We start from the raw sequence: 26617 nt of genomic DNA on the forward strand, positions 1-26617 counted from the left end.
TGTGATTAAGCATGGAATAAGGACCCCGCAAATGGGGTGATCGGCATCCAAACGGGACCCCCATCTGTGATGGGGCTACAACAGCCTCCGGTTTCATCGGAGGCTTTTTGTTTGGATGCTTATTGTGGAAACAATTCTGAAGATACGGCGGCTGGCTCATGTGCAGGGCAAGTCGATCAAGGCGATCTGCCGGGAGTTGGGCATATCGCGGAAAGTGGTGCGGAAGGTTTTGCGCACCGATGAGACGGAGTTCAAATACGAGCGGACCCGTCAACCTCAGCCGAAGCTAGGTCGATGGCGGGAGCGGCTCGATGGAATACTGCTTGCCAATGAGGCGAAAGCTTCGCGCGAACGACTGACGCTGATCCGGATATATGAAGATTTGCGTGACGTCGGATACGACGGCGGTTACGACACGGTTCGGCGCTATGCCCGGAAGTGGGCCAAGGAGCGCGGGGCTGTGACGGCGGAAGCATACGTTCCGCTCTACTATGCACCCGGCGAGGCCTACCAGTTCGACTGGAGCCACGAGATCGTCGTGCTCAATGGCGTGACGACGACAGTAAAAGTGGCCCATGTCCGGCTCTGCAACAGCCGGATGATGTATGTGAGGGCTTATCCGCGCGAGACTCAGGAGATGGTCTTCGATGCCCACGACAAGGCGTTTGCCTTCTTCGGCGGAGCCTGCACGCGCGGCATCTATGATAATATGAAGACGGCGGTAGACGCGGTCTTTATTGGCAAGGAGCGGCAATATAACCGCCGCTTCCTGCAGATGTGCAGCCATTTCCTTGTCGAGCCGGTAGCCTGCACGCCGGCTTCGGGGTGGGAGAAGGGTCAGGTCGAGAACCAGGTCAATCTGGTGCGGGAACGCTTCTTCACGCCGCGTCTGCGCTTCAAATCCTATGATGAGCTGAACGGTTGGCTGCTGGACAAGTGCATCAGCTACGCTCGAGCTCATAAGCATGTCGATCAGACGGAACGCACGATCTGGGAGGTGTTCGATGCCGAGCGGCCGCACCTGGTCAGCTATCCCGGCAAGTTCGATGGTTTCCACGCTGTGCAGGCCTCGATCGGCAAGACCTGCCTCGTGCGTTTCGACAACAACAAATACTCGGTAGTATCGACCGCCGTCGGTCGCCCTGCCGAGATACATGCCTATGCCGACCGCATCGTTATCCGTCAGAACGGCGTCGAGATCGGCCGCCATGACCGCAACTTCGGCCGTGGCGAGACAATCTACAATCCATGGCATTACGTTCCGGTTCTGACCCGCAAGCCGGGAGCGCTGCGCAACGGCGCGCCGTTCCACGATTGGGTCTTGCCAGCCGCCATGGAGAAGGTGCGCCGCCGGCTCAAAGCCATGCATGACGGCGATCGGCAGATGGTGTCGATCCTCGAATGCGTCGGCATCGATGGGCTTCCCGCTGTCGAGGCAGCCTGTCAGGAGGCGCTCGATCAGGGCGTGTTCTCGGCCGCCGTCATTATCAACATTCTGGCCCGCAAGCGCGATCCGCAGCCGGCCGCCATCCTTTCCATTCCCGATGCGCTACGCCTGACCCATGAGCCTCTGGCCGACTGCGCGCGTTACGACAGCCTCAGGAGGGCAAGCTGATATGGAACGATCCAAAATCCTCGACATGATGGGCACGCTGAAGCTCTACGGCATGCGCAGCGCTTACGACGAGACAATGGCTTCTGGCATCAAGCGTCAGCATGAGCCGCCGCGCATCGTCGGCGATCTGCTGCAGTCGGAGATCGCCGAGAAGCAGGCACGCTCCATCAAATACCAGATCACCATCGCCAAGCTCCCGTTGGCCAAGGACATCGACGACTTCGACTTCACCGACACCCCGGTCAACGAAGGGCTTGTGCGCCAGCTCGCGACCGGAGCTTTCCTTGCCGAACAACACAACATCGTTCTGGTCGGCGGGACTGGCACGGGAAAGTCCCACCTATCTATCGCGCTAGCCCGAGCTCTGATCCGCAACGGCGCGCGTGGGCGCTTCTACAACGTCGTCGATCTCGTCAACCGGCTTGAGACGGAAGCACGCAATGGCAAACAGGGCCGGCTGGCCGACTTCATCACCAGGCTCGACTTCGTCATCATGGATGAGCTTGGCTATCTCCCGTTCGCGCAGGCAGGTGGCCAGCTTCTCTTCCATTTGATCAGCAGGCTTTATGAGCGGACCTCGATCATCGTCACGACGAACCTGGCCTTCGGCGAGTGGCCGGCCGTGTTCGGAGACGCCAAGATGACCGCCGCTCTGCTCGACAGGCTCACACACCATTGCGAGATCGTGGAAACTGGAAATGAATCCTGGCGCTTCAAGAACCGCTCTCAAAGCTAAAGCCGAAAAGACAAACAACCCGCGCCCGCAGGCCCCTGCGCTAAATGGAGAGCTCCGGGCCTACGCGCGCTGACCCTATGCAACCAGAGGCAGGGGTCCCTTTTGGGAGCCGATAAGGGGTCCCGTTACAACGCCGATTGACANGCGCTGACCCTATGCAACCAGAGGCAGGGGTCCCTTTTGGGAGCCGATAAGGGGTCCCGTTACAACGCCGATTGACACCACTAGGTGAGCGTTCACCTTTAGGACAGCAGTTGTCGCGGTACCGCCCGGTGTTCCCTTGAGGGCCAGTATCGGCTTGCCAGCACTCGTGTACCTGAACGTGCACTGTGCAGGCGAACCAAGGACTTTGGCGATCTCCGCGTCCACCATCGTCGCCGGATCGAGTGTGGGTATATCTGCGCCAGCTATGGCCTCCTCACCGGATAGCACGCGTGCGGCCTCTTCGGAACGCGGGGGATTGATGATGTCGTCAGCAGCTTCCCGTTCGCCACATCCCGACAGGAGACTGGCCGAGGTAAGGACCAGCAGTGAAAGGAGGGAGTTCTTCATCAGTCACGCTCCTCCAGGTCCTCGATCAGATACTTCATCTCTGCAATCTCCCGCTCCTGGGCCTCGATGATCTCGTCGGCCAGCTTTCGAACGCGGGGATCGGAAATCTGCGCACGCTCACTCGTCATGATGGCAATCGAATGATGCGGGATCATCGCGCTCATGTACTCGGCGTCGTCGACGGTCACCTGGCTGCGGACGAGCCACAGCGACAAGGCGAAGACCGCGACGGACCCGCCGAAGATGGCCATGTTGAGCATCTTCTTCTTGTACATCCCGAGCATGAAGGCGAGCATGATGACCGCCATAGTCGATCCCATGACCAGGGCCATCCAGGCTCGGGTCTCGCTCCAGAAGACGTGCTCCAGCGCGTAGGTGTTCAGATACATCAGACCGTACATTACGACCGTCGATGTCGCGATCATGGCGGCAAAGCGCCAGTAGGACATTCCCATTAGATGTTCTCCTTCGGCTCCTGGTGGATTACGCAATACCGCTGATCCGGCCGAGTTGATGCGTTTGACTATGCTTCACCCGTCGCCCCGCGCCCTTCCGGGTCCTCGGGCGCAGCGGGATACTGCCAGGATCGGGAGTGCGAAAAAGCAGCATGCACACAGCATGAACCCCAGGTGGGTACGGAAGGAGAGACCCCGTCCGTACCCATGCTTCCGCAGGGGCTACTGCGCCATACGCTCGCAGCTTTCGGCACACTTGCGGCAGGCATCGACGCAAGCCTGCATGTCACCGACCCGTTCGCAGTCGTCGGCGCACTGGCGGCATATTTCCGCGCACTCGCGGCAAGTGTGCTTGTGGTGCTCGGTGCCTATCAGCATGAAATGGGCCGAGGTGCGGCAGATTTCGGCGCAGGCCATCATCAGCTTGAAGTGTTTCGGCTCCGTATGCTGGCCACCCATTTCGAGGCAATGTCCCATCGCCATGGAAAGGCACTCGCTGTGGCAGGCCAGACAGTTGTCGATGCACTGCTTCATTTCCGGGGAGATGTGGTGCATGGCGTTACTCCTTCACTTCCTTCCCGACCCACTCAGTCAGTCGCTCGACCTCTTTCATCTGATCATCGATGACCTTCTGCGCGGTCGCCTTGGCCTCTTCATTGTCGCCGTGCTCCAGCTCGACCTTCGCCATGTCGATTGCACCCAGATGATGGGCAATCAGACCGCAGACGAACGACGCGTCGGCATCATCCTTCATCATCCCCTGCATCATCTGCTGGTTCATCGACATCATCGCCTCCAACGAGGCCTGCTGATAGTCGGTGAGGTCGGCCATCGGGCCCTGACCACTATTGGAGCCTTGTCCGCCCATCGGCATCTGCTGACTGCCCATTGGCATCTCGCCACCCATTGGCATGCCCGACATCGGCATGTCGCCCTTGCACTTGTCGGGGAATGTCGGGTCGGCTGCGGCAGGATGAACGGATGCGAGTATTGCGGCGGAGACCGTGAGCGCGGCGGCTGCGTGTTTGACGTACGTGTTCATGTTGAACTCCTGTTGTTTTGAGGGACGTGTCTCAAACAGCAGGGGTTCTGGGAGGGGGATCAATCGCAGTCAGGAGGAGAAGCGGCCGCTCCGGTCTGACGTGCACATGCAGCTGGCCGAATGGTACCTCAGGCGGAGCATAGACTAGCGGCTGAGGAAGGATCGGACAGCAGTGCATCTGCGCGCAACACGTTCTGGCAAGTTGAACATCCAGACCGTCGCGCTGGCTGTCCAATACCTGGTCACTCGCCTGCACCTCCGGGCAATGGTGGGTCGGTGCAGCGAAAGCAGGAGCCGTAGCGAAGAGCCCGATGACAAGCAGCGTCGCTGCGATCACCGATAATCCTGCCTTCAAAAAGTCCGATAGGGACATCCTTCGGTCTCCGCGCTCGATGGCTGGAAACACCGGAGCAGAGGAGAAAGTTCCAGCCGCGATGGGGTTCGCCGTCGTCCCTCCTGCAAACCTTCCCATAGGATAGATGTTCTAGCGCCACACAAAGGACGAGATGTCCATGCTGTAGAGGCTGGTTGATTGACAACCGTCAAGCCGACGGCGATTCTTTGGACATGTGTGGCTTTTACTTCGCGATTTCAAACCGGCAAATGTCATACGCCAGTTAGGTTTAGTGGCTAAAATGGCCACGATTTTCCGCTAACGATTTCAAAGAAGTCCGATTTTGCCGAAGCGATTTCAACATCGAGAAGCAATGCCGGCTCGAGCGATTTCGAAGGAGCAATGGCTGACGGCGCGCCGAATAGCGGCGGAGTTGGACAAGGTTTTCGACGGATCCGGCCCAAGACAGGCGGCTATTGCGCGAGCAGCAATGGCGCTGCACCTGTCCACGCGCCAGGTTTACAACCTCGCCGCACGCTATCGCGTCGATCGGACCGTAACGGTCCTACTGCCTCGCGCCGCCAACACGCGCCAGAAACGGCTCGTCGCAAAGATCGAGGACATCATAGGCGCGACGCTGCGCGAGCAATGGCTGATACTGGAGGCGCCACCCCTCGCTCCTGTCGTCGCCGAAATCCAGGCCCGCTGTGAAGAAGCCGGACTGAAACCACCGTCCTATGTCACAATAGCACGGAGGATTCCGGCACTGTTCGCCCCCGAGGAGATCGCCAGGAAGCGGTCGGCCAATCCAAAGCACCTGCTGCGGTTGAAGCCCCGGCCAGGCTATATCCACGCGGCGCATGCTCTCGACGTCTGCCAAATCGATCATACGCCGGCCGACATCAATTTCGTGGAGGTCGTCAACGGCGGCGGACTGTTCGTCGGCCGCCCTTATCTGACCATCGTCACCGACGTGGCGACTCGCGCCATTCTCGGCTTCTGCCTCACACTCGAAAAACCTTCGGTCCTGTCTGTCGCCTTGTCTCTCGCTCAGGCCATGTGCCCAAAGGAGGCATGGCTTGCGGCCCGCAATCTCAGTCATGCCTGGCCGATGCTCGGCAGGCCTCGGCTGCTCGTCACGGACTCCGCTAAGGAGTTCAAGGGATATGCGTTTGAGCGCGGCTGCGACGACTATGGCATTCGTGTCCGCTATCGCGATCGCGGCCGTGTCCACCATGGCGGTGTGGTCGAGCGGCTTCTGGGCAAGCTGAACGCACTTCTGACCACCTATCCGGGTTCGTCGGGGCGCTCCGTGACCGACCGCGACGAATATCCGTCTCAGCACCGCGCCTGTCTGAGCTTTGCGGATCTGGAACGATGCGTGGCGCTCGCGGTGATCGATCATAATTGTCAGGAAAACCTGAAAACACTGAAGGTGCCATTGACGGAATGGCAGCGCGACAGCGCGACCCTGCCTCGTTTCGACGACGATCCGCAGCGCGTGCTGTTGTCGTTTCTGCCGGGAGCGGAAAGACAATTGTCGCCGCAAGGGGTCAGCATGTTCGCCATGCACTATTATTCGTCATGGCTGGGCACCCTTGTTCCGCAGCGCGATCGGCTCGGAAAGCTGGAGGTGCGATACGATCCGCGCGACATCAGCCATATCTACGTTCGGGATCCGGACACGCGACAATTCCGACCGGTCGAGCGGCGTGATGGTAATCTCGCCTCGCTGACACTGTGGGAGTATGAGGCCGAGCGCACGCGTCGGCGCAACGCAAACCGTCGGTCGCCGGTCGAAAAGGTCGTGTTCCGCCGCGAGATCGCAGCAATTGCCGATGCCGCGAAACCGTCCAAACGCCAATTGCGCGACGCGGTGCGGTTTGCGCAGGCAGCTGGCGCGGCAAAGCCTTTTGAAGCGTTGCGACCGCAACCGCCTGACCGCGCCGTACACCCGTCGCGCCAAAAGCGCAGTCTGCCGATCGAGGATTGGTAACCGGACATGTCGGATCATTTGCTTGAGCATGTCCGGCCCTATCTCGACCGCGATGCGGATGAGCGAATCCACTATATCCGCGCGCCGCGATGGATCGGTCATCCCATCGCGAAGGACGCGCATCGGCGATTGGGCGAACTGTTCTCGCGGCCGCCGTCGTTGCGGACGGACGGTCTGATGCTGGTCGGACCCTATGCGAATGGCAAGACGATGATTGCCGAACGCTTTGCTGTCGAACATCTGAGAAGCGCGTCCAAACAGAAGGTGTGGATGGTTCAAACGCGCGAAGGCGCCGGCACTTATTGGCGTCAGCTTCCGCCATAGGGATCCGCGAGCGCCGCGTCAGGTCGGCTGACCGGGTATTTGATTGTCGAGATTTTCTCCGCGAGCTTGTCGGCGCCGTCTTTTTTGAGCAGTGCCCGAAAACTCGGATGCATGCCACCATCGACATAGGCACTGGTGGAAACGCCGGACTCGCCGGCGAGCAGTTCCGCGAGCTTTTTTTCTTGCGTCGCCAACTTGGCCAAGAGTCCGGGATCGGGCATTGTTTTTGGGGCCGGACAGGCGGCGCGCGGGTCCCTCGGCTCACCGTCCACGAACTCCGTGTTGAAGACGTACTTGCCGCCGCAGGCCGACACCTTGGGCTGACGTTTCGTTGCGTCGAATATGTCGTAGCCCTGTTTAATGTTTTTCCAAAAGTCGAAGTTGGGGTCGGATCTGTGCCCCGCCATGTTCTCCGCCGTCATGCGGAACGGATAGGCTTGCACCTGGAATCGCTCCTGGCCTGCGGCGAGCGAGCGCTCGGCAAGCGCATAGATTTCGCCGACGCCCTGATCGGTGAGCGCATAGCAGCCGGACGACGAGCATGCGCCGTGTACCATCAACGCCTCGCCGGTGTAGCCGAGGGCAGACTCCAGTCGGTTCGGGTAACCCAGATTGAAGGAGAGGTAGAACTGGGACTTTGGATTCAGCATAGGCGCCGAGACATGGTAAAAGCCCTCCGGAGCCTGGCGATCACCATCTCTCGTCTTCGGCCCCAGTTTTCCGGACCAGCGGCACATCGGATAAGTCTTGACGAGAACATACTGTCCCGTCTTGGTCTGCTTCCAGACCTCCAACTCGCTTTCCTGCTTGAAGATGCGGACGAGCACGGGGCTTTCCACCTTCACGCCCTTCTTGGCCATCTCGCCAATCAATTTCGACGGAATCTCATGTGACGGAGTGCCAAGGTCATCGAGTTCCATCGATATGCAGCCGGTGAGCGAGAAGGCGATTGTCGCCAGCATTGCAGCGCGGCGCGCCCGTCTTGCCCGAGACAACAATGCTGCTAAGGACCTTGGAAGAGGAAGTATGCTCATGATCTCTGTTTTGCCGATTGATTGACGGGTCATTTACGTGTCGCCGTACTACTGCGCCTCGTGCGCCTCCCTCAAAATGTCCCAACCACCCTTGAGTACGATGCCGGCAACCGCCAGCCCGATGATGAGATCAGGAAGCGGAGATGCAAAGAACATTACTGCAATGCCGGATACGACGATGCCCGTATTGGCCAGCATGTCGTTCGCCGTAAAGATCCAAGATGCCTTTAGATGCACCCCCTGATCCCGATGGGAGCGCAGAAGCCGCAAGCAAAGCAGATTGGTCGCAGCGTTTGCGATCGCCGTGACAATCATGGCAAAACCGATCGGCTCAGCCCCCACGAAGAAGCGACGAAAGACCTCGAAGAACAGCGCTAGACCCAGAACGGATAGAAGAATGCCGGATAGCCGTGCGACACGCGCTTTCGCCGCGACCGTTCGCCCGACGGCATAGAGGCTGACGGCATAGACGCCGGCATCGCCCAGATTGTCGAGTGCTGCGCCTAGCAAACCGCTGGAATCGGCAAGGATACCAACGAATCCGGCAACAATCACCTGAAGGAAATTGATAGCAAGTACCAACACGAGGGTTTTGCGTTCGGCGGCATTGCTCGCGTCGAGCTGGATTTCTGCTTCTTCTTCGTGCTTGGCGCTCATAGCGAGATTTCCTATGGAGGTGATCAAGAAATAGGGCCGAATGATACAGCCGCGATGAGAATGACGCCCAAGGCAGCTCGATAGACTACGAAGGGCCAAGCTGAAAAGCGTTCGAGCACGCGCATCAATCCCCAGATCGCAATGAACGCCGAAACAGAGGCGACGACCAACCCGACAAGAAGAATCGACCAGCCTTCCAGGGACAATTGAATCTTGTGCAGCTCCCATAGCTCTTTGAATCCCGCCAGAGCGATCGCCGGTAGGCCCAGGAGGAAGGAGAAGCGCGCTGCCTCTTCCCGCTTCAGTCCGAGTGCTAGGGCCGCAGTCAAGGTGGAGCCCGAGCGAGACACTCCTGGGATCAGAGCGCCAACCTGTGCGATGCCGACAATGATCGCGTCCTTGAAAGAGGCGTCTGCAACCGTCCGTCTATGGCGGGCGAAAACCTCGGCGATCGCGAGGAGGACGGCCATGACGACGCATGCCCAGCCAATGACGGCAAGGCTGCGCAGCGGGGAGCTACACGCGTTCAACACACTCGCCAACGACAGTCCCGCCAGACCGATCGGGACCGTTGCCAGGATGATCCAAATGCAAAATCGGAAGGAGCGGTCGCTGAAATCCCCTCGCGCGAGCGCGCGAAGTGAGCCCGTAGCCAATTGGCTGACGTCCTTCCAAAAATAGCTGATCACCGCAGCCAAGGCAGCGAGCTGCATTGCCGCTGAGAAGGCGGAGCCTGGGTCTTGCCAACCAAGCAACGCGGGTACGATCCGCATATGTGCTGTGGAGGAAATCGGCAGCAATTCGGTGATTCCCTGGAGAACGCCCAGCACGGCAACCTTGGCGTAGCCCAACGCCACGAATCCGGTATCGACTCCCTGTGTGCAAGCATTCGTCATGCAAAGTCCTTTAGTTAGTCGACGAGCGGCGGCTCGAACTCGACGCCCTTGACAACTGGCAAGTTAACAATCCATCGGCGGAGCGATTGGACTGCGACGGGGTAACTCAACCGATGCTACTGAGCGCGGGAAATGTCGTCAGCATCCAAATGGCGATCTGCTGCAGACGGCCGGTCATCATCAGAATACCAATGCTGACCAGCACCATCCCTGCTCCCACATTGAGCAACGCTCCGGCACGGCGCATGCGTTTCAAAGTTGCGGCCGCGCTGCCGAAGAACAGCTCCGTGAGCAGGAAGGGAATGCCGAGCCCGAGGCCATAAGCACCGAGCAGTACCGCGCCGTTACCGGCGGATGTCGCGGTTACTGTGAGGATCGACGCAAGCACAGGGCCGATGCACGGCGCCCAACCGAAGCCGAACGCCAGGCCAAGGAGAAAGGCGGCGATGGGACCTGTGGCCCGTTTCGGTCCACGCCAGCGCCAATCTGACATCTGGGCGACGGACAAGCGTAGCAATCCCGTCACGGAAAAACCAAAGATCACGACCAAGGCGCCGCCGATCAGATTCGCTTCGGTCTGGTAGCGTTGCAGAAACCCGCCCAAGGCCATCGCACTGAGCCCAAGCAGGACAAAGACGGTGGTAAAGCCGAGCACGAAGAATAGCGCTGGTGCGAGAACTTGACGCTGGCGGCTCTTCCTGTCACCGGCGGTTTCGCTTGCGCCTCCCGCGACGTAGGACAGATAGCCTGGAACCAGCGGCAGTACGCAAGGCGAGAGGAAGGAAATCGCCCCAGCCGTCGCGGCCGTGACTAACCCAAGCAATGATACTTCGATCAGCGTCATCGTTGGTCCATCGCCTGCCTCTGTCGCTCTCGAAGCGACGCCGGCGCCGGCCAAACGGAGGCTCCGACGAGCAGAACGACGCCGACGGTAATCGTCACGTCCGCCATGTTGAAGGTTGGCCAATGCCAGCCCCCGACATGAAAATCGAGGAAATCGGTCACCGCACCCTGCGCTATCCGATCTACGATGTTGCCCCCGGCACCGCCGGCTATCAGCCCCAGCCCCACAGTCTCGATAAATTTTTCTGTTCTTAGAGCCCAGATCAGCAGTGCTGCCGCGATCCCCACCTTGATTCCGGCAAGTAGCAGCGGAAGCTCACGAAACAAATCGCTGAACATCCCGAAACTCACGCCCGTGTTGAAACCGAGCGTGAGATTGAAGAACGGGGCGATCTCGATGATACGCGGCGGAACCATCACTATGTTCAGGATCAGCCATTTGGTGACCACATCGATTGTCAACGCTATGGCAAGAGCAGCGCCAGCCCACATGGCTCGTCGAACCAAAGTCGTAGATTGCATCGTCAACATGTCTTTGCCCTAAGTCTGTTTTCACCAGCCGATCCTGGCTGCAGATGTCCTTGCACGGTTGCGACAATCCGTTCTCGGTACCATGATCTCATAGTCAATGCGAAGCGCCCGCCGCAGCGACGGCGACGCCATGGCGCGCGCGCGCCGAAACGCCGGATCCCGCCGAAGGTCCACCGTAGCTAGCCGTCTCCTGTCCGCTGTTGAGCAGGCGCAGGCCGTTCAAGACGACCAGAAGGGAAGCGCCGACATCGGCTGCGATAGCCCCCCAGAGCGAAGCGAGACCCATTACGGTGAGCGCGGTGAACAGGAGTTTGACGGCAATCGAGAAGGCGACATTCTGGAGGATGACCGCAAGCGTCGCGCGTGAATGCCGCACAAGCCACGGGAGCTTCGATAGATCGTCGGACATGAGCGCCACGTCCGCCGTCTCAATGGCGGCATCGCTGCCCATCGCACCCATGGCGATGCCGAGATTGGCGCGACCCATCGCTGGAGCATCGTTGACCCCATCACCAACCATAGCCACCGATCCATAGCGCTGCACGAGATCCTCGACCGCAGCCACTTTGTCACCAGGCAGCAATTCCGCCCGGACCTCGTCGATGCCGGTCTGCCTGGCAATCGCCTCTGCCGTTGCCCGATTGTCGCCGGTGAGCATGACGACATGTTTGATGCCCGCCCGGTGCAGCGCTGTGACGATTTCCTTCGCTTCCGGCCTGATGGCGTCTGCAACCGCGATCAGCCCCCAAACGTCACGACTATCGCCAACTGCGACAATCGTACGGCCAGCCTGCGAAAGGGCATCGGCCTGCTGCAGGACGGCAGCGGAGTTCATCCGCTCGGCCAGATAGCGACGTGAGCCGAGCCATGCCTCGCTGCCTGCCACCCGGCCGGTGACGCCTCGGCCAACGACCGCCTGGACGGCCTGCGCAGGCTCAGCAACGATGTTGGACTCGCTGGCTTTCGTCAGGATCGCGCGGGCGATCGGATGCTCGCTTCGTGCCTCAAGAGCCGCCGCCAGACGGAGAAGCTCCGCTTCGCTGCGGCCCCCGAACGGCACGATCTCCACGACCTGAGGTCGTCCTTCGGTGAGTGTGCCGGTCTTATCCATGGCGATGGCTTTGAGATGGGCCGGCGTCTCGAGATGCGTGCCGCCCTTCACCAAGACGCCTTGCTTCGCCGCTCCAGCGAGGGCAGCGACGATCGTAACCGGCGTCGAGATCACAAGGGCACAGGGGCAAGCGATGACGAGAAGCACAAGTGCGCGATAGAACCAGACGTCCCATGCGCCGCCCATAAGCAGCGGCGGAACGAGAAAGATCGCAATGGCGAGCGTCATAACCACGGGCGTATAGACACGGGCGAATTTTTCAACCCACTGCTCACTCGGGGCGCGCCGGCTTTGCGCCGAGCCGACCATGCGGATGATCTGGGCGAGCGTCGTATCGCTGGCCGCCTTGGTGGTTACGACATCCAGCGCACCTTCGCCGTTGATCGTGCCGGCAAAAACGTCATCGCCCTCTGTCTTGAAAACGGGAACGCTCTCACCGGTGATCGGCGCTTGGTTGACCTCGCTTTCACCGGCAGCGACCCGTCCATCGAGCGGCACCTTATCCCCCGGACGAACGATGATGTGCGCGCCAACGCGAACCTCAGCCGCGGGCACGTCTTTCTCTGAGCCGTCTTCAAGACGGACGCGCGCCGTCGACGGCGCGAGTTCCATTAAGGCTGCGACGGCCCGGCGCGCCCGTCCGAGGCTCCAGGCTTCAAGTGCTAGCGCCAGCGCGAAGAAGAAGGAAACCGTGGCGGCCTCGAACCAGGCGCCGATACCGATGGCGCCGACGACTGCGACGACCATCAGCAGGTTCATGTCCGGTCGCAACCGTTTGGCGGCGAGCGAAGCTTTCGGAGCGACATAACGCACGGCACACAGCACCGCGAGGACATAGAGGATTTTGCTTGGCAGCGGCGTCGAGCCCAAGGCGTGTTCGCCCGCTTCGAATGCAGCGATGATTCCACCCCCAAGCCAGGCGTGAACTGCGAAGCCTAAGGCTGCGAAGACACCGCTTGCGCTCGTCAGCCATGACTGCACGCGTCGACGGCGCTCCTCAGCCTGCGCCGCTTCGCTGGTGCCGCCTTCGGTCCACGGTTCGGCGTGCAATCCTGCTCGCATGACTGCTTTCTCGATCCGCGCTTCGAGCGCGGAATCGGGGGTCATATCGATCGCCATGCGGCCGTTGAGGAGATCGAAGGCGAGCTTGTCTTCTCCGACCAGCGGACCGACCTCGCGTTTCAGTGCCGCGATTTCGTCGGCGCAATCCATGCCATGGATGCGAAACACGACTTTGCCCGGCAAGTGGGCTGAGATCGGCGGACTGAGGGTCTCCTGAACGGCTGTGGCGCAGCCGCATGCTGTCCCTTGAGATATTTCCGGTGGATTGGCTGCTCCAGTCATGGCCGAAGGTGGCGACCACAGTTCGGCACGCATGCCTGTACGCGCTACGGCTTCTTCGATCGCGCTGGGAGCAGCTAGGCTCTGCGGGCCCACTGTCATCATGCTTTGAGTCGTGTCGAAGGCAAGTCTGTCCTCGCCGACGAGCGGACCCAGCTCTCGGCTGAGCGCCGCCACCTCGTTCTTGCAGTCGAGGCCATGGACCCGGTAGAGCAGAGCCGCGGTCGCGCCCTCTGCAACAACGGAAGCCCGCATGCCGGTCGGGGCGATCTGGCGGATGATGTCATCGACGGTCGCCTGCTTCTGAGGCGCAACTGTCATTAGCCCCTTCGCGGTGTCGAAAGCCAACCAGGTCTCACCTCCCACGAGCGGGCCAACCTCTCGCTTCAGGGCTGCAATTTCGTTCTTGCAGTCTAGTCCCTCGACGCGAAACAGCAGAGCGGCCGAAGGTTGATATTCGTGCTCTGCCAAAAGGTGTGCCCGCATCCCCGTGGTTTCGACAGCCTTTTCGATCGATTCGACCGAGGCAGAACCCGGACTGCTCACCACCATCAAGCCGGCCTTGGTGTCGAATGACAGCCTGTCATCGCCGCCCGCGACCGGGCCAACGGCCGCCCGAAGAGCGCGAACCTCGTTCTGGCAGTCGAGGCCATCGATTTTGAAGCGTAGCACGCCAGCAGTGATCACAACGACATCAGCATTCATCTTGGTCTCCTTCGTGTCGCGACGCGCGCTCCAACTCGGTATTCAGCTCGCCACAGAAGGACCCATACATCCTGTAGTCACTACAGGATCAAGAGCAAATCTTCATCGGCTTGACTCGATGGTCTCGAAATGGCTCCAGCATTTAAAAAGCACGCGCTATCACCACACCGGCGGCCGACAGAAACGCCGCCAGACTCGGAAGAGCTGTGACCGCCATACCGAACGAGCGCGCTCCCGCTCCCTTCGGATACCCGGCCAGGAACGTCACCCGCCCGAGAGCGAAAAGAACAACGGACCCCGTGATCAAGGGCATCGCGATGGTTCCCAATACAAGGAGCAGGGCGAGCTGAGTGAACATCGTGACGATTGCCTGCTCCAACGTGTTCTGAAGGAAGGCGACCGGCACAGCAATTTTCGGGCTCGGAGTGGAATAGGCTGATCCGCGAATATCTTGGGCCGAATGCCGTCTCCCACGCGAGACCATGCCAATGCCGATCATGATCCAGATCACTATGAACAGGTTGGCACTGGCCCAGAAGGTCAGCTTTGATTGAAGATCGTCGCCGGGAAATTGTATAAAGCGCGGCAAAAAGACATGGGAGGCGCCGAGCACGACGCCGCATGTCACAAAAGCCGCCGCGGAACCTCGATAAATTCTACGCTGCTCCTGTTTCAACTCAACGTCGGCGTCGCGCTTCGGCACGTTGGTTCTCCCTGATATTCCTGATCACAAACCGGCTTCGCGGCAGTGCGGGCAGCCGTGACCAGTCGATGCTCAAGTCCTGTTCAGGAACCTCATAGGTCACGCGCCGGGTGAAAAACTCAGTGGCCAGCTTCATCAGCTCGAGCGCGATCCATTCACCGGGACAGCGATGATCAGCGTGGTGGCTTCCTCCCCCCTGAGGGACGAAATTGAACGGGCTCGCGCCCCATTGGGAGAATCGCTCTGGCTCAAACTCCTCCGGATCCTTCCACGTTCGCCGGTCCTGATTCGTACCATATAGATCTAGCAGCACCCGCTGGCCCTCTGAAAAAGGGTATCCGTTCCATTCGAAGCGTTGGCGCGTTCTGGCGGCGACCGCCGGGAAGAACGGATAATATCGTCGAACCTCCTGGACAAAGCGCTCGGCATAGCCGTCATCGTTGGACTGGAGCTTCTCGTGGAGCTGAGGATGGGCGTGCAATGCATGGGCGACAAAGACTATGTAGACAGAGACCGCAACTGTCGGCCTGATCACATTAAGCAGCTCGACGGCAGCGACGTGCGGAGCCAGCAGCTCCCCATTCACATCCCGGTGCCAGGCGATGATATGGGCGGCCGAATCGTCTGACGGAGCGACGCCACCACTTCGGATCTGTTCGACAAATTGCGCCAGCCAGCGGTCGGCCCGCTTTCGAGCGCTCCGCGACCATAAATGTCTAAATCCGACCGAACCCGCATGGTCAAACAGCGCCGTGATTTCCCTGGTTCGTGCGTCCACCTCTGTATCGGCCAGCGGTACGCCGGCCCAGGCACAGGTCGCGCGCATCAGAATCATTTGAAGCTCGGGGTAGAGTACCACTTGGTCCAGTGACTCCCACGTGCGCACCCTTAGCCGCAACTCCGCTGTCGTCAGTTGCACGAGCTCCTCGATGCGCGCCGGTGTCATCAGTGACATGAACATCTGTTTGCGATGGCGATGGGCGTCATCGTCGAGCCCCTGCACGCCACCCACACCAAGCAATGTCTTCTGAATTGCCTTAGGCATGGCGTCGCGGCGGGAGAAACGGCTCGAATCGTAGAACAGCCGAGCAGCTTCCGGACCTGTCATGCAGATGGTCTTGCGCAGCAGAAGCCGCGCCTCAAATAGATCCGATCCGTGGTGCTGACATCTGTTGGAGATGTATCGATATGGATCGCGGATCAGGGCGAGCGTCGAATCCAAGGTCTTCTCGCGCGGAATTGGAGGCACTGGTTCGCCCTCTTTAAACTCTGATTGAACGTTCGCCCTACCACGGCGATTTACAAATCTGCGAGGTACATGAAACAGGGAACAACTGTCTAAGGTTCGCCCTCCTTTTACTGTTCCGTTGGCTCTTTCAGCCCGTTCCATGACCATGCCGCCTAGGCGCTGATCTGCCAGCAAAGCGCTGCCGCCGGACAACGAAATTTGGCGCCTGACATCTAGCCATCGGGCTTTTCTTGTAGTCAGGCCGGCGGTTGCTATAACTGGAAACTGTAGCGGCTACAGAATGAGACCCAGATGTTTACTATCGGAGCCATATCCCGGCGCACAAGCGTTAATATCGAGACAATTCGCTACTATGAGCGGATCAACTTGATACCCTCGCCGCCGCGGACTGAAAGCGGACGACGCCTCTATGATACGGACGACGTTCGGCGATTGACGTTCATCCGCCATGCGCGCGAGCTTGGTTTTGACATTGCGGCGATCAAGACGATGCTCGCCCTTCAGGGGGTACCGGAGGCGCCCTGCGAGCGAGTAAGCCAAATAGCCTCCGACCAACTCGCTGCCGTCGAAAGCCGGATTGATCGTCTGCTTGAACTTCGAGCCGAGCTCATGCGTATGATCAGCGAATGCGACAACGGCAAGGTCGGGAGTTGCCGAATCATCGAAGTGCTCGCAGACGCTGCCGCTCCTCCGGATTCCCTTGGTAGTTGCCCTCGATAACGGTCGCAGGCGGCAGTGCAGCACCAGCGTGGCCAACCGCTCGCCCATCTCTGCCGGAAATTCCAACTGCTGAGGTAGCCACCAGACGGCCCCTCCGAGGACGGCGCACAAAACAAGAAGACAGCGCAGCCCGTCGGGGGACGCGTGCCAGCGCTGCGGGCAGGTCTTTCGGTATCGGAGGGTTACTCATTCGGGTTTTCCTTGGCGTCATTTGCCTGCGGGACTGGCGCTTCAGCTTGCCGACGCATGTTCCTTCAGCTCGAGTAGGGCGTCGCAGACGATCTCCGAAATCGAGTGGACAACGATCACTACGATGCCGTTGGTGTTTTACGAATTCCCTTCCGGCACCTCGAGACGCCGTTGGAGTTCAATTCGGCCGAGTGGGCCGACCTCGGTGAGATGCTGGCGGAAGCGAAGCGCCAGCTCGATCAATTCCAGCCAGAAGGGGTCACGATCGGATGGAATGTCGAGGCGACGGGCAGCCAGCATATCTCCCATGCACATGAGCATGTCGTATGCCGCTACGAAAAAATCCAAGGGTTGGTCGCAGAATCCGCGAGTTTTTACGGCGACACCGACTATTGTCATCGTCGAGATGGCCAGCTTCGCGAGCCTAGTTGTTCTTAGCTGTTGTCGGCTTCCTGGTCGACTGGTTCATCCTGCTCATCCAAGGCCACCGGAATCTCATCATCGAGCAGGCTCTCCCTGCTGAGCAGCCCGGCATCCTCGAGCGCCTCGAACTCCGGCAGGTCGCGCAAGCTCTCAAGCCCGAACTGCGACAAGAACGTTTTGGTGGTCACCAGCGTGTACGGCGCGCCAGGCTGAGGACTGCGGGGGCCGGAGGAGACCAAGTCCAATGCCCGCAGATGGGCGATCGTATCGCGGCTGACTTCCTTGCCGGTGATCTTGGTGATCGCGCCGCGGGTGATCGGCTGATGATAGGCGACGATCGCCAGCGCCAGCAGATCGGATTGCGATAGCGGCCGCGGTTGATCCTGGCTGCCCGCAACGCTCTGGATGGAATCGGCAAAGCGTTTGCGGGTGCGGTGCTGCCAACCGCCGGCGACCGACACCAGCTCATAAGGCCGGGAACTGAGTTCCTCGCGCAGATCATCAATGAGCAGATCGATACTGCAGTCCTTGCCAACCACCCGCGCCAGAATATCGCGGCTGACCGGCTCGGCCGAGGCAAAGATCACCGCCTCGACCCGTAGCATCCATTCCCGCCAGCGGAGCTCCGGCGGCAGGTCCTCCAACTCCCGATCAAAGGACGCATCGTGTCCCGGCGTTTCGCCTCCCGCACTTGTTTGCGACGTTCGTCCTTTGCTGCGGGTGGGTTTCGTTGCGGTCGCTCCGGCCATCGTCACAACCCAAAGATCCGGAACGACGCGCGGCCGGAGAGTTCGCGCACGGCGCCAAACCCCTCCAGCCGTTCGAACAGCCTTGTGCTGGCCCAGCGGGAGAGATCGCTGCCGGGCGCCGAGGCCGGCACAGCGTCCTCATTCAGCAGTTTGCGGATCATGGACCCGGCCCCCTTGGTTCGCAGCTTCGGCGCCACCGCCAGCAGCCGGTCGGCGCGGCGGGCGATCTCGGCTGCCGATCGCAAGGCAGCGTCCGCGCCGTCGAGAAGCGCCAGGCAGACTGCTCGGCCGAATGCCGCGTCTGCCGGCCGCACCCGGCCCCGACCGCCAAGCGTCGTAAAGGCCGGTCCATAGCGCTCAGTCAGCAGCAGCGGCACAGGATGCTGCCATCTCAGCCTCGCGGCGATCAGCCAATCGCCCAGTCCCCAGGCGAGAGCCTCGGCATCCGGACGGGCGGCAACAATCGCCGCGACGAGTTCGGTTGCAGCGAACGGCGGCGGGCGCCCGGACTGCAGCGCGGCGTCGGCATGATCGACCACCGCGGCCAGGCGGTCGTCCCAAGGCAGCCCCAGCAGATCGGCAAATTCCTTGACCAGTTTTGTCGAGATGGCGTCCTTATGGGCGGCCAGTCTTTTGTAGGCCGAAAACAGCTTTCCGCCCGGTCCCGGATCATCGCCGGAAGCGGTGAGCAAAAGCGCGTCACGCAACGCGTGTTCGGCCTCGTTGCGGCCGCTCATCCGTGCGGCGACTGCGGCGCATCTCAGCGCCTGGCGGGAGCGCCAGCAGCCGAGCCACGGCGGCTCAGCGCGGACCAGATCGTCTAGCGTTTTCAGGGCGATACCGGCGGCGAATGCCGCGTCCGCCTCGCCGGTATCCTGTCGGCGCGACAGGGTCCAGTCCGGCAGGCGGGGCGGCCAGGTCGGCGTAATTGCCGGTGCGGTCAGAAACGAATCCATGCGGACGATCATAGAGAACGCGTGCGGTTTAGACCAGACTTTTCCCATAAAACCGCACGGCCTGTCGTTGGATAAAGACGAACGATAATCTTGCATTATCATTCATTATGCTCTTTATAAAGGAAATGGCCCAAATCATAGACGAGAACGGCGAAAATCATGCTCAGGAGTGTCGTGACGCCGGAATTGATGAGATTCCGCTGTGGTTTCCTGGAGGCGGCATTTTCTGCAGACGCCCTCTCCTTCAATAGGCCGTTGATCTTGTTCCCTTCTTCGATGCACTGGCCGGAAGGGTTTGCCACGTAGTCTCACGATTTCCGTCTCAGGTGTGGTAGTCTCAGCAATTCCGTGCCGGGGCAGATCAAAACAGCCAAACAGAGCGGCCCCTCTTCCTTTTTGGCGCCCTCTCGCCACGCCTCGACGGTGGGAAAATGCGGCCGGCTCGCTTTCGGCCATAAATGACTCAGGGCGCGTTTCGGCATTTTTCCATCTCTGTGGTCATCCTCACCCTTAAAAGTCGCTCTACGGCCAACTGTGGGGGTCGAAAAATTTCGCCCTCTTATCTTTTGAACGGTCCGGCCGTTCCTTGCGTTGGCCAATGGCCAGGGAACCGACAGTCGCGCAGTTCCGCTTTATCTTCTTTCGACAATGCTCATCGGCGGCCTTGTCGATGCGGGCGATCATATCCGCCGGATCGTTCAGCAAGCGGGCGACACCGATGGCAAGCGCATACCGTTCCGCAAATGGTGCAGACGAGAGCTGAGCGATGTCCGGAGGCAGTTGCTGATCATAGATCGGCACTGCGACAACGAATTCCGGCACCACGATTGTCAGCGCAGGGCGTCGGAAGCGTTTCGATTGGAGGGAGGGCTCGTGCTGTTGCGGCAACGACAATCTGGCCAATTCCCACGGAGCCGGAGGCGCCGCTTTGCGGATCGGCGATAGCAGCAGCGACAAAGCCGGCTCAACTGGCACTCCGTCGGCACCCTTTCCCATTCCCCATCGATTGAGTATTGCCCCTCCCCTGCGCGCTGCCCAATAATCGCCGAGGGCACTGACCCCGCGGGTGTCGCGGCTGAACAGGGGTTGACGATGTCGCTCGCACCAGAAGGAAAATGCAAATGACCAGGCTTTGAGCCGTGGCGGTCGTTGCATGCCCTGCGAGCACGCGGGGCAAATCTCCCCTGCTTTCCACCTGAGGAGATTGCGATAGCGCGATGGCAAACCATGGAAGGTCATCGCGAATAGTCGTTCTACCGAGCTGCTTGTTGCTGCGGCGATGCACTCCACATCACTAAGCGCGGGTTCCCTCTCCAGCTCCAGCGCAGGTCGTGCCCAGCCGACATGCGCTTGCAGCTCATCCAACGAAACAAGATAGACGTCGGCGACCCGCTCCAGCCAGGAGCTCAACCGCTCCTCCGGCAAGGGCGGTGGTACGATCGGAAGCGGCGTTCTCCCCTCCCCTCTCATGGCTCAGGCCGTAACGAAGGGCGGCGGCACGGCGACGCGGTGATCGAGGATCGCGGCTGGCGTAATCCGCTCGGTTCCGGTGAGGACGGCCTGCACGGCAAGGTCAATCACCATTCGGAATATCGATGCCGTGACGCCGCTATTAACCTCGGCCAGACGTTTGAGCGCGCTGTCCGTAAGCTCGGACGGTAAGCGCAGTGGCAACGACCGCAGAAGGCCTCCTACCAATCCATGAAAGTCGGCGTCGTGCCGCCAAGGTGGCAAGCCATAAGGTTCGAAGCGGCTGTTGAGATGGGCGTCTCCCCGGATCGCATCCCGTGCTTCGTGAGAGCCGAGGCAGATGAGCGGAATGCGCAACTCGTTGCCGAGGAAGCGCAGCAGATTGAGCATGCGGCGCTGCTCGCGATAGGTGCCGGCAATCAGGTTCTGGACCTCGTCGATAACCAGCATGCGCGGCGCGGTTTCCTGCAGCAGTCGAAGCGCCTGCGTTTCAAGCTGTCCGATCGTGGATCGTGTCGGCGGCGGGGCGCCGATCACCGAAAGCAGGCGATGATAGAAGCGACCCTCGTCCGGCGAGGCCACCATCTGCACGGCAATGATGGGCCGATGGTGGATGCCACTGCTTTCATCGAAGCTCGGAGGATGCGCGCGGACGAACTTCTCAATGATCATTGTCTTGCCCATGCCAGACGCCCCGAAGATCAGCAGGTTCGGCATGCGGGCACGCTTGGGGAACAAAAGAAGTTCCTCAAGTTTGTCGAGCGCCTGTCGGGCACGCGGATAATCGATCCACCGGTCTACCCTCATATGCTCGATGCGCTCTCGATCCGGCATGCCGGCATGGGCCTGTACAGCGGGATCAAGGTGCGAACAGGCCGTCATTCCCACACCTCCACCGGAAAATGCGGTAAGGCAATCACCGGTTCGTCCATTGGCACGGTTGGCGAGATTGCGGGCCTTTCCTGCAGATGAGCACGCCGCGCACGCCATCTGCGTGTTTGGGTGGTTTCCCGGATCGCCTGATCGACAAGTGCACGTTGCGCAGCGATAGTCTGGAAAATCGTCTCTTCATCGATCTCGTGGCGGCCGCGGGCTCGCTGCACGCGGATCGCTGCCTTCTGCTCCCACAGCGTGATGGCGGGGCGTCCAGGATTACGCGTTGGCACCATCAGATAGTTGTCGCCCAGCTTGACGAAGACCCGATGGAGATCCCGCGGGTCATATTTGACCAGAACCTTGTCCTCGCACCGGCCGATCCAAGGTGCAAAGCCGTCAGACCAGTAGCAGATGTTGTTGAGGTGGATACCGGTTCGCCGCAGCACACGTGCTTCAAACGGCAGGAAGTCGATCAGGAAAGCGAGCGGGTCAAGGACCTGCCGCCGAGGATAGTCGGATATGGCTTCATTCCAGGCCGCGACTGGCGGTCGGCCAATGCCGCGATGCAGGTCGGAATGGTAGGCGATGATCTCCAACGCCAGCCAGGCCTCAAGCTCCCGCATTGTCATCACCGCCCGCGCCTCGGGATCGTAATCGCCCCGCTCAAGCACATTGGAGAAATGCGTGCCGGGAAGCAGATGTACCGCGCCCATCATCGTGCCGATCAGGCGTTCGATATGTCCGCCAAACCGGGGCGTTCCTGGCGGTCGGTAGGAGACGATGATGTTATGGTCGTCGCAGCCCCGCTTGAACGCGCGCGCATGGAATTCGGCGCCGTTGTCGACATGAATGCGTTCTGGCAAGCCGCTTGTGGGCCACTCTAGGGCTATCCCGCGATCCTCCAGCCACCGGGCCTTATCGATGATCGCGTGCGTCAGGCAAAGTGCCACAGATGTCACCGACGGCGCCTCTAAGGAAAGATATAACCCCAGCACCATTCGCGTGCAAACATCGATGGCAATGCTCAGAATTGGCCGGCCAATCGGCTGCCGTTCAATTGGATCGACTACCGTTACGTCGACCTTCGTGTGATCGATCTGGACCACCTGCAACGGACGCTGGGCTGAAAACTCGCCGGGTAACGCCAGGAACTGCGCATCAGCCCGCGCTTTTCCCTCGCGGCGGCGCGTCATGGCTTCCACATCCAGGGTCGCAAGATAGCCCTTCAGGCGTCTGATCGACGGTGGCGGCAACTGTTCTGCGCGGCAGTCGGCAACGATGTGCTTTCGTAGCCGAGTTAACGTCGGCCGTTCCGGCATGGCATAGAATGTCGTAACGTTGCGATCAACAATTGCCTTCAGAGCCGGTTCAAAGGCATCGATGCCCCCGCGCCGCCCCGACTTCCGGTGAATGAGCGCCGCGGCACGCTCCTCAGTCCTGAATCGCTTCAGCCAGCGGAACAGGGTCGCACGGCTGACTGCAAGCTCTGCCATCGCATCGGCGACATCCCCGGCCGTGGGACGCTGCGGTAGACGCCGCAGAACCTCCGCATGCCGCAGCACTTTCTGCCATTCGACTTCGTTGAGCTGATCACGTCGCATAGCCTTCACGCGCCTGGCATATCGAGGTAATCTCACCATATCTGAATCGCGTGACAGTTCAGTCTCAACGAAACCGAAACGGTCTCACGAAATCTGAATCGGCCAATCCTTTGGAAACAAATGAACTCCAGTCTCGCGAAAAACGGTCAACTGACACCGAAAATCACGTCGAGGAGAACTCAGCGGCGTCTCTCAGCACGGCGCCGGAGCGTGATGTTTCCACGCCGGAGGTGTCGGACGGAAGCCCCCTCCCCCCTCTTGTCGGCGAGGACCAGACATCAGCTCACCTCGCCACTCTTGCCGATCGTGCCCGGGGCTACGTGGAGGCGGCCAGTTCCGCCAATACGCGAAAAGCCTATGCCTCCGACTGGAAGCATTTTGGGGCCTGGTGCCGTCGGTCGGGTCTTACCCCCCTTCCGCCGCATCCGCAGACTGTCGGCCTCTACATCACCGCCTGCGCTTCCGGCACGGCCGAGCGCGGCACCAAGCCGAATTCCGTATCGACGATCGAGCGGCGCCTCTCCTCCCTTTCATGGAACTACGCTCAACGCGGGCTGACGCTTGATCGCAAGGATAGGCATATCGCCACCGTCATGGCCGGCATCCGCAACAGCCACGCCCGCCCCCCGGTGCAGAAGGAAGCGGTCATGGCGGAAGACATTATCGCAATGATCGAGACGCTCGAGCGCGGCACCCTGCGCGGCATGCGTGACCGCGCCATGCTGCTGATCGGCTATGCCGGCGGCTTGCGCAGATCTGAAGTCGTTGGCCTCGACCTCAAGGCGGACCAGACGGAAGACGGTCGCGGTTGGATCCAGATCCTTGACAAGGGCATGCTGATTACCCTGCGCGGTAAAACCGGATGGCGGGAGGTGGAAATCGGCCGAGGTTCCTCCGACGCCACATGCCCCGTCGCTGCTATTGAGACCTGGATGAAGTTCGCGAAGCTCGCTCATGGCCCCCTTTTTCGCCGCGTGACCGGGCAAGGGAAAGCTGTTGGGTCGGAGCGGCTGAACGACAAGGAGGTCGCTCGGCTTGTGAAACGGACGGCCATGGCCGCCGGCGTCCGGGGCGATCTGAGCGAGATCGAGCGCGCCTTCAAGTTCTCCGGTCATTCCCTTCGTGCTGGCTTGGCCTCGTCCGCCGAAGTTGATGAGCGGTACGTCCAGAAACAACTTGGTCATGCATCTGCAGAGATGACCCGGCGATATCAACGCCGACGCGATCGGTTCCGTGTGAATCTGACCAAAGCGTCGGGTCTTTAAGACACCCTCCTCTGTCCTGTTACGGCACCTCAATATCTGGGCGCACGCTGCTCCCGAACGGTAACGAGCGGACCTAAATGTAGGGGGGGCGTCGTCCCGGTGATCCTGTACAGGATCATCACACCTGCCCTGCTCCCGTAAGGGTGCAGGAGAGCTTGAAACGATCCTCTAATATTGATATGTTCCCGATCGGGAGCAAAGGATGATGACATTGCCAAAGAAACCGCTCGATTCGCTAGTCGACATCCAGAAGTTGGTCAAACAAACTAGTCCGGCAATTGATCTGGCTCGGACTCTGGCTTCGATCGAAGCGCCTGCGAAAACTTTACGTGATCTCGGCAAGACATTAACTGTAAACTCTGATCTTATGAAGTCGATCGAGTCTGCCTCTGACATTGCTAGGCGATTGATGCAGCATTCGGATCTGGCGGCCAAGCTGACGGAAGGGTTGCCGAAGATTGATCTAAACCTTCCTGATATCTCCACCTCGATAAAGGCGTCCTTGCCCAAGCAATTGCCGGATTTTTCAGCTCTCCCGCCTGCGCCTTCCCCGGTCGCTATGCCAAAAGCAAGTCCAGAGACTTTTGTACAAGCGGATTTTCAAATCGACAGCATCGCAGATTTGGGACGCATGGTCCGTCGCCTACGAGAGCGCCGAAAACAGTCGCAGCAGGAATTCGCAGATCTGGCAGGCGTGGGACGCAGGTTTATCTCTGAACTCGAAAACGGCAAGCCGACGCTGGAATTTGCAAAAGTTCTCCAGGTCGCTCGAGCGGCCGGCATTTCCTTTATCGCGCGCGACCGGTCACTGTAAATGGAAGTGCTAGCTCTCGATGTCCGCCTTGACACATCCCCCGACCCGGTGGGAGTTCTCGTGCGAGATCAACGCGGCGGTCTGGCATTCGCCTATAGCGAATCTTATGTCTCGCAACCTGGTGCCATAACTTTGTCGCTGTCCCTGCCCTTGACACCAGAGCCGTTCGAGGAGGCCGTGACCCGTCCCTTCTTTGACAACCTGCTCCAAGAGCGGGATGGCGCGCTTTCCGACATTATGGCTCGCGAGGGCATCGCTCGTGACGATATTGCGAGCTTGCTGTTTCATCTCGGCAAGGATTGCGCAGGTGCCATCTCGGTTCTACCCTCTGGCTCACCTCCGACCAAGGTGCCCGGCGATTATCAGAAAGACTACCAGCGCATCGACGACGACCGACTGATCGCGATCGTTGACTCGCTCCACAAGCGACGGCGGCTGCCTCCGGGTACGGATGACCCCTCCCCTCTTGCAGGCATGCAGAGCAAAATCGCTCTTACTCTCCTGCCGGACGGCTCTCTGGCCGAGCCGATACCAGGTACTGGCGCGCCGACGACGCATATCCTGAAAGTTCCTGACCAGGACCATATCCACGACGGGACTCTCGAACATGAGGTAATGCGACTTTCTCAGGAGGTAGGGTTTTCGACCGCTGATGTCTCGCTCCTCCCAATCGCTGGCGTCAACGTCCTTCTGGTCACGCGGTTCGATCGTGCTCGCGACAGAGACGGCCGCATCGTGCGAATTCATCAGGAGGATTTCGCGCAGGCCCTTGGCCTGCCGTCGGCGCTCAAATACGAACGCCGAGGAGTTCCCGGCCGGCGTTTCGACGTTGATGCGGTCCGGCGAATACTCGATGCAACAGTTGATCCCGCCGTAGAAAGAGAACTCTTCATTCAAGCGACACTTTTTGACTTGTTCGTCGGCAATGTGGATGCCCACGCAAAGAACTTCGCGCTTCTCCATGAGCCAGGTGTGAGGATCCGTACTTCACCCCGTTACGACATTCTCCCTACGCGCCTCGACGATACACTCACAGATGAACTCGCTTACCGAATTGGTGATGCCACGACCCTGGACGAGATAAGTGGAGAAGACTTTGATCTCTTCCTCCAGACTGTTGGCATTTCGAGCGCCGCGGCGCGCCAGCGCCTTTCGAAAAGATACGCCACAGAGATTGCCGCCAAGCTTGCCGGACATTTGGACCGACTTGGTAGGGGTGGGCAAAAGCCGCTCGCCGATCTCATTGCATCCAACATGCGCACACTTCTAGGTGCACTGGATATCGAAGTCCCCGGTCCAGCGAAAGACCGTGACGCGTACATCGGACGAGCCGGTGGATGGCTGTTGAGTTAAGCGTATCCAGAGAGGTGGGTCGAAAGATCAGGTTCATAGTCGAACCGATAAGCGCCGCGAAAGCTGCCCCCCGTTGC

Annotated in this window: 25 protein-coding genes and 2 pseudogenes; 9 read left to right on the forward strand and 18 right to left on the reverse strand. The window is 60.1% G+C overall.

Annotated elements, in window-relative coordinates; translation table 11 throughout:
• Positions 1–115 precede the first annotated feature (115 nt).
• Both istA and istB read left to right on the forward strand, forming a co-directional pair.
• Positions 116–1720: pseudogene (gene istA / locus AKG12_RS26275) on the forward strand (IS21 family transposase).
• Positions 1617–2351: an IS21-like element helper ATPase IstB gene (gene istB, locus AKG12_RS26280; RefSeq protein ID WP_052821105.1), complete on the forward strand. Its 735-nt coding sequence runs from the start codon at positions 1617–1619 to the stop codon at positions 2349–2351. Before istA ends, istB begins: the two are co-directional and overlap by 104 nt.
• A 153-nt stretch (positions 2352–2504) precedes the next feature.
• Here istB and AKG12_RS26285 read toward each other — a convergent pair whose 3' ends face one another.
• From AKG12_RS26285 to AKG12_RS26300, 4 genes are all read right to left on the reverse strand, one after another.
• On the reverse strand, positions 2505–2903 hold the full coding sequence (locus AKG12_RS26285) for a DUF6692 family protein (protein WP_052821106.1): 399 nt from the start codon (positions 2901–2903) through the stop codon (positions 2505–2507).
• Positions 2903–3352 carry a DUF305 domain-containing protein gene (locus tag AKG12_RS26290; RefSeq protein ID WP_197283361.1) on the reverse strand — a complete coding sequence of 150 codons (450 nt, stop codon included), beginning with the start codon at positions 3350–3352 and terminating at the stop codon, positions 2903–2905. Before AKG12_RS26290 ends, AKG12_RS26285 begins: the two co-directional genes overlap by 1 nt.
• Before the next feature lie 228 nt (positions 3353–3580).
• A complete protein-coding gene (locus tag AKG12_RS26295) occupies positions 3581–3913 on the reverse strand; it encodes a four-helix bundle copper-binding protein (RefSeq protein WP_052821108.1) in 333 nt (110 codons plus the stop codon).
• Between the two features lie 4 nt (positions 3914–3917).
• Positions 3918–4400, reverse strand: coding sequence for a DUF305 domain-containing protein (locus AKG12_RS26300; RefSeq protein ID WP_052821109.1), 483 nt, complete (start codon positions 4398–4400; stop codon positions 3918–3920).
• 707 nt (positions 4401–5107) lie between these two features.
• Between AKG12_RS26300 and AKG12_RS26310 the strand changes: the two genes are divergently transcribed.
• Entirely contained in the window at positions 5108–6730 is a 1623-nt protein-coding gene (locus tag AKG12_RS26310) for a TnsB C-terminal domain-containing protein (RefSeq protein WP_052821111.1), read from the forward strand.
• 6 nt (positions 6731–6736) lie between these two features.
• Positions 6737–7027 (forward strand): annotated as a pseudogene (locus AKG12_RS26315) (TniB family NTP-binding protein); the annotation flags it as partial.
• 11 nt (positions 7028–7038) lie between these two features.
• Here AKG12_RS26315 and AKG12_RS26320 read toward each other — a convergent pair.
• The 8 genes from AKG12_RS26320 to AKG12_RS26355 form a co-directional block, all read right to left on the reverse strand.
• Complete coding sequence (locus AKG12_RS26320) at positions 7039–8088, reverse strand: L,D-transpeptidase family protein (protein ID WP_052821113.1); 1050 nt, start codon at positions 8086–8088, stop codon at positions 7039–7041.
• Between the two features lie 48 nt (positions 8089–8136).
• Positions 8137–8745, reverse strand: coding sequence for a cation efflux transmembrane domain-containing protein (locus AKG12_RS26325; RefSeq protein ID WP_052821114.1), 609 nt, complete (start codon positions 8743–8745; stop codon positions 8137–8139).
• A gap of 23 nt (positions 8746–8768) precedes the next feature.
• On the reverse strand, positions 8769–9641 hold the full coding sequence (gene uppP / locus AKG12_RS26330) for an undecaprenyl-diphosphatase UppP (protein WP_052821115.1): 873 nt from the start codon (positions 9639–9641) through the stop codon (positions 8769–8771).
• Positions 9642–9747: 106 nt separating this feature from the next.
• A complete protein-coding gene (locus AKG12_RS26335) occupies positions 9748–10485 on the reverse strand; it encodes a cytochrome c biogenesis CcdA family protein (RefSeq protein ID WP_052821116.1) in 738 nt (245 codons plus the stop codon).
• Positions 10482–11015 (reverse strand): signal peptidase II, encoded by a 534-nt coding sequence (gene lspA / locus AKG12_RS26340; RefSeq protein WP_225341560.1) that lies wholly within the window; start codon positions 11013–11015, stop codon positions 10482–10484. Before lspA ends, AKG12_RS26335 begins: the two co-directional genes overlap by 4 nt.
• A gap of 94 nt (positions 11016–11109) precedes the next feature.
• Positions 11110–14172, reverse strand: coding sequence for a heavy metal translocating P-type ATPase (locus AKG12_RS26345; RefSeq protein WP_052821117.1), 3063 nt, complete (start codon positions 14170–14172; stop codon positions 11110–11112).
• A gap of 142 nt (positions 14173–14314) precedes the next feature.
• Positions 14315–14875 (reverse strand): MAPEG family protein, encoded by a 561-nt coding sequence (locus tag AKG12_RS26350; protein WP_052821118.1) that lies wholly within the window; start codon positions 14873–14875, stop codon positions 14315–14317.
• The gene (locus AKG12_RS26355; RefSeq protein WP_225341561.1) at positions 14850–16097 is read right to left on the reverse strand and encodes a cytochrome P450; all 1248 of its coding nucleotides are present in this window, start codon (positions 16095–16097) and stop codon (positions 14850–14852) included. The genes AKG12_RS26350 and AKG12_RS26355 overlap by 26 nt, the downstream gene beginning before the upstream one ends.
• 318 nt (positions 16098–16415) lie before the next feature.
• On the opposite strand from AKG12_RS26355, the gene AKG12_RS26360 reads away from it, so the two are divergent.
• Both AKG12_RS26360 and AKG12_RS30450 read left to right on the forward strand, forming a co-directional pair.
• On the forward strand, positions 16416–16844 hold the full coding sequence (locus tag AKG12_RS26360) for a MerR family transcriptional regulator (protein ID WP_052821120.1): 429 nt from the start codon (positions 16416–16418) through the stop codon (positions 16842–16844).
• A gap of 294 nt (positions 16845–17138) precedes the next feature.
• A complete protein-coding gene (locus AKG12_RS30450; protein ID WP_137088098.1) occupies positions 17139–17471 on the forward strand; it encodes an HIT family protein in 333 nt (110 codons plus the stop codon).
• On the opposite strand, the gene scpB is transcribed toward AKG12_RS30450, so the two are convergent.
• The 6 genes from scpB to AKG12_RS26390 all read right to left on the reverse strand — a co-directional run bounded on the left by scpB (position 17468) and on the right by AKG12_RS26390 (position 23108).
• Positions 17468–18205 (reverse strand): SMC-Scp complex subunit ScpB, encoded by a 738-nt coding sequence (scpB, locus tag AKG12_RS26365; RefSeq protein ID WP_082179057.1) that lies wholly within the window; start codon positions 18203–18205, stop codon positions 17468–17470. The genes AKG12_RS30450 and scpB overlap by 4 nt on opposite strands.
• A gap of 2 nt (positions 18206–18207) precedes the next feature.
• Entirely contained in the window at positions 18208–19161 is a 954-nt protein-coding gene (locus tag AKG12_RS26370; protein WP_052821127.1) for a DUF1403 family protein, read from the reverse strand.
• 98 nt (positions 19162–19259) lie between these two features.
• Positions 19260–19463 carry a hypothetical protein gene (locus AKG12_RS26375; protein ID WP_052821122.1) on the reverse strand — a complete coding sequence of 68 codons (204 nt, stop codon included), beginning with the start codon at positions 19461–19463 and terminating at the stop codon, positions 19260–19262.
• Positions 19464–19683: 220 nt separating this feature from the next.
• Positions 19684–20631, reverse strand: coding sequence for a TniQ family protein (locus AKG12_RS26380; protein ID WP_082129090.1), 948 nt, complete (start codon positions 20629–20631; stop codon positions 19684–19686).
• Positions 20632–20634: 3 nt separating this feature from the next.
• On the reverse strand, positions 20635–21513 hold the full coding sequence (locus AKG12_RS26385) for a TniB family NTP-binding protein (RefSeq protein WP_052760293.1): 879 nt from the start codon (positions 21511–21513) through the stop codon (positions 20635–20637).
• Positions 21510–23108, reverse strand: a complete 1599-nt coding sequence (locus AKG12_RS26390) for a TnsB C-terminal domain-containing protein (RefSeq protein ID WP_052821123.1) — start codon at positions 23106–23108, stop codon at positions 21510–21512. Before AKG12_RS26390 ends, AKG12_RS26385 begins: the two co-directional genes overlap by 4 nt.
• Before the next feature lie 110 nt (positions 23109–23218).
• On the opposite strand from AKG12_RS26390, the gene AKG12_RS26395 reads away from it, so the two are divergent.
• The 3 genes from AKG12_RS26395 (at position 23219) to AKG12_RS26405 (ending at position 26540) form a co-directional block, all read left to right on the forward strand.
• Positions 23219–24373: a tyrosine-type recombinase/integrase gene (locus tag AKG12_RS26395; protein WP_082129066.1), complete on the forward strand. Its 1155-nt coding sequence runs from the start codon at positions 23219–23221 to the stop codon at positions 24371–24373.
• Positions 24374–24575: 202 nt separating this feature from the next.
• The gene (locus AKG12_RS31135; protein WP_082129065.1) at positions 24576–25187 is read left to right on the forward strand and encodes a helix-turn-helix domain-containing protein; all 612 of its coding nucleotides are present in this window, start codon (positions 24576–24578) and stop codon (positions 25185–25187) included.
• Positions 25188–26540, forward strand: coding sequence for a HipA domain-containing protein (locus tag AKG12_RS26405; protein ID WP_046802262.1), 1353 nt, complete (start codon positions 25188–25190; stop codon positions 26538–26540). It abuts the gene before it with no gap.
• The last annotated feature ends 77 nt before the right edge of the window (positions 26541–26617 follow it).

The organism is Agrobacterium sp. SUL3, assembly GCF_001263295.1.
In the GTDB taxonomy this organism is placed as follows: Bacteria; Pseudomonadota; Alphaproteobacteria; order Rhizobiales; family Rhizobiaceae; genus Agrobacterium; species Agrobacterium tomkonis.

Excerpts from the sequence above, each read along its gene's own strand:
- istB (WP_052821105.1), top strand. The coding sequence starts at position 1,617 with ATGGAACGATCCAAAATCCTCGACATGATGGGCACGCTGAAGCTCTAC.
- AKG12_RS26285 (WP_052821106.1), bottom strand. The coding sequence starts at position 2,903 with ATGAAGAACTCCCTCCTTTCACTGCTGGTCCTTACCTCGGCCAGTCTC.
- AKG12_RS26290 (WP_197283361.1), bottom strand. The coding sequence starts at position 3,352 with ATGTCCTACTGGCGCTTTGCCGCCATGATCGCGACATCGACGGTCGTA.
- AKG12_RS26295 (WP_052821108.1), bottom strand. The coding sequence starts at position 3,913 with ATGCACCACATCTCCCCGGAAATGAAGCAGTGCATCGACAACTGTCTG.
- AKG12_RS26300 (WP_052821109.1), bottom strand. The coding sequence starts at position 4,400 with ATGAACACGTACGTCAAACACGCAGCCGCCGCGCTCACGGTCTCCGCC.
- AKG12_RS26310 (WP_052821111.1), top strand. The coding sequence starts at position 5,108 with ATGCCGGCTCGAGCGATTTCGAAGGAGCAATGGCTGACGGCGCGCCGA.
- AKG12_RS26320 (WP_052821113.1), bottom strand. The coding sequence starts at position 8,088 with ATGAGCATACTTCCTCTTCCAAGGTCCTTAGCAGCATTGTTGTCTCGG.
- AKG12_RS26325 (WP_052821114.1), bottom strand. The coding sequence starts at position 8,745 with ATGAGCGCCAAGCACGAAGAAGAAGCAGAAATCCAGCTCGACGCGAGC.
- uppP (WP_052821115.1), bottom strand. The coding sequence starts at position 9,641 with ATGACGAATGCTTGCACACAGGGAGTCGATACCGGATTCGTGGCGTTG.
- AKG12_RS26335 (WP_052821116.1), bottom strand. The coding sequence starts at position 10,485 with ATGACGCTGATCGAAGTATCATTGCTTGGGTTAGTCACGGCCGCGACG.
- lspA (WP_225341560.1), bottom strand. The coding sequence starts at position 11,015 with ATGTTGACGATGCAATCTACGACTTTGGTTCGACGAGCCATGTGGGCT.
- AKG12_RS26345 (WP_052821117.1), bottom strand. The coding sequence starts at position 14,172 with ATGAATGCTGATGTCGTTGTGATCACTGCTGGCGTGCTACGCTTCAAA.
- AKG12_RS26360 (WP_052821120.1), top strand. The coding sequence starts at position 16,416 with ATGTTTACTATCGGAGCCATATCCCGGCGCACAAGCGTTAATATCGAG.
- scpB (WP_082179057.1), bottom strand. The coding sequence starts at position 18,205 with ATGGCCGGAGCGACCGCAACGAAACCCACCCGCAGCAAAGGACGAACG.
- AKG12_RS26370 (WP_052821127.1), bottom strand. The coding sequence starts at position 19,161 with ATGGATTCGTTTCTGACCGCACCGGCAATTACGCCGACCTGGCCGCCC.
- AKG12_RS26380 (WP_082129090.1), bottom strand. The coding sequence starts at position 20,631 with ATGAGAGGGGAGGGGAGAACGCCGCTTCCGATCGTACCACCGCCCTTG.
- AKG12_RS26385 (WP_052760293.1), bottom strand. The coding sequence starts at position 21,513 with ATGACGGCCTGTTCGCACCTTGATCCCGCTGTACAGGCCCATGCCGGC.
- AKG12_RS26390 (WP_052821123.1), bottom strand. The coding sequence starts at position 23,108 with ATGCGACGTGATCAGCTCAACGAAGTCGAATGGCAGAAAGTGCTGCGG.
- AKG12_RS31135 (WP_082129065.1), top strand. The coding sequence starts at position 24,576 with ATGATGACATTGCCAAAGAAACCGCTCGATTCGCTAGTCGACATCCAG.
- AKG12_RS26405 (WP_046802262.1), top strand. The coding sequence starts at position 25,188 with ATGGAAGTGCTAGCTCTCGATGTCCGCCTTGACACATCCCCCGACCCG.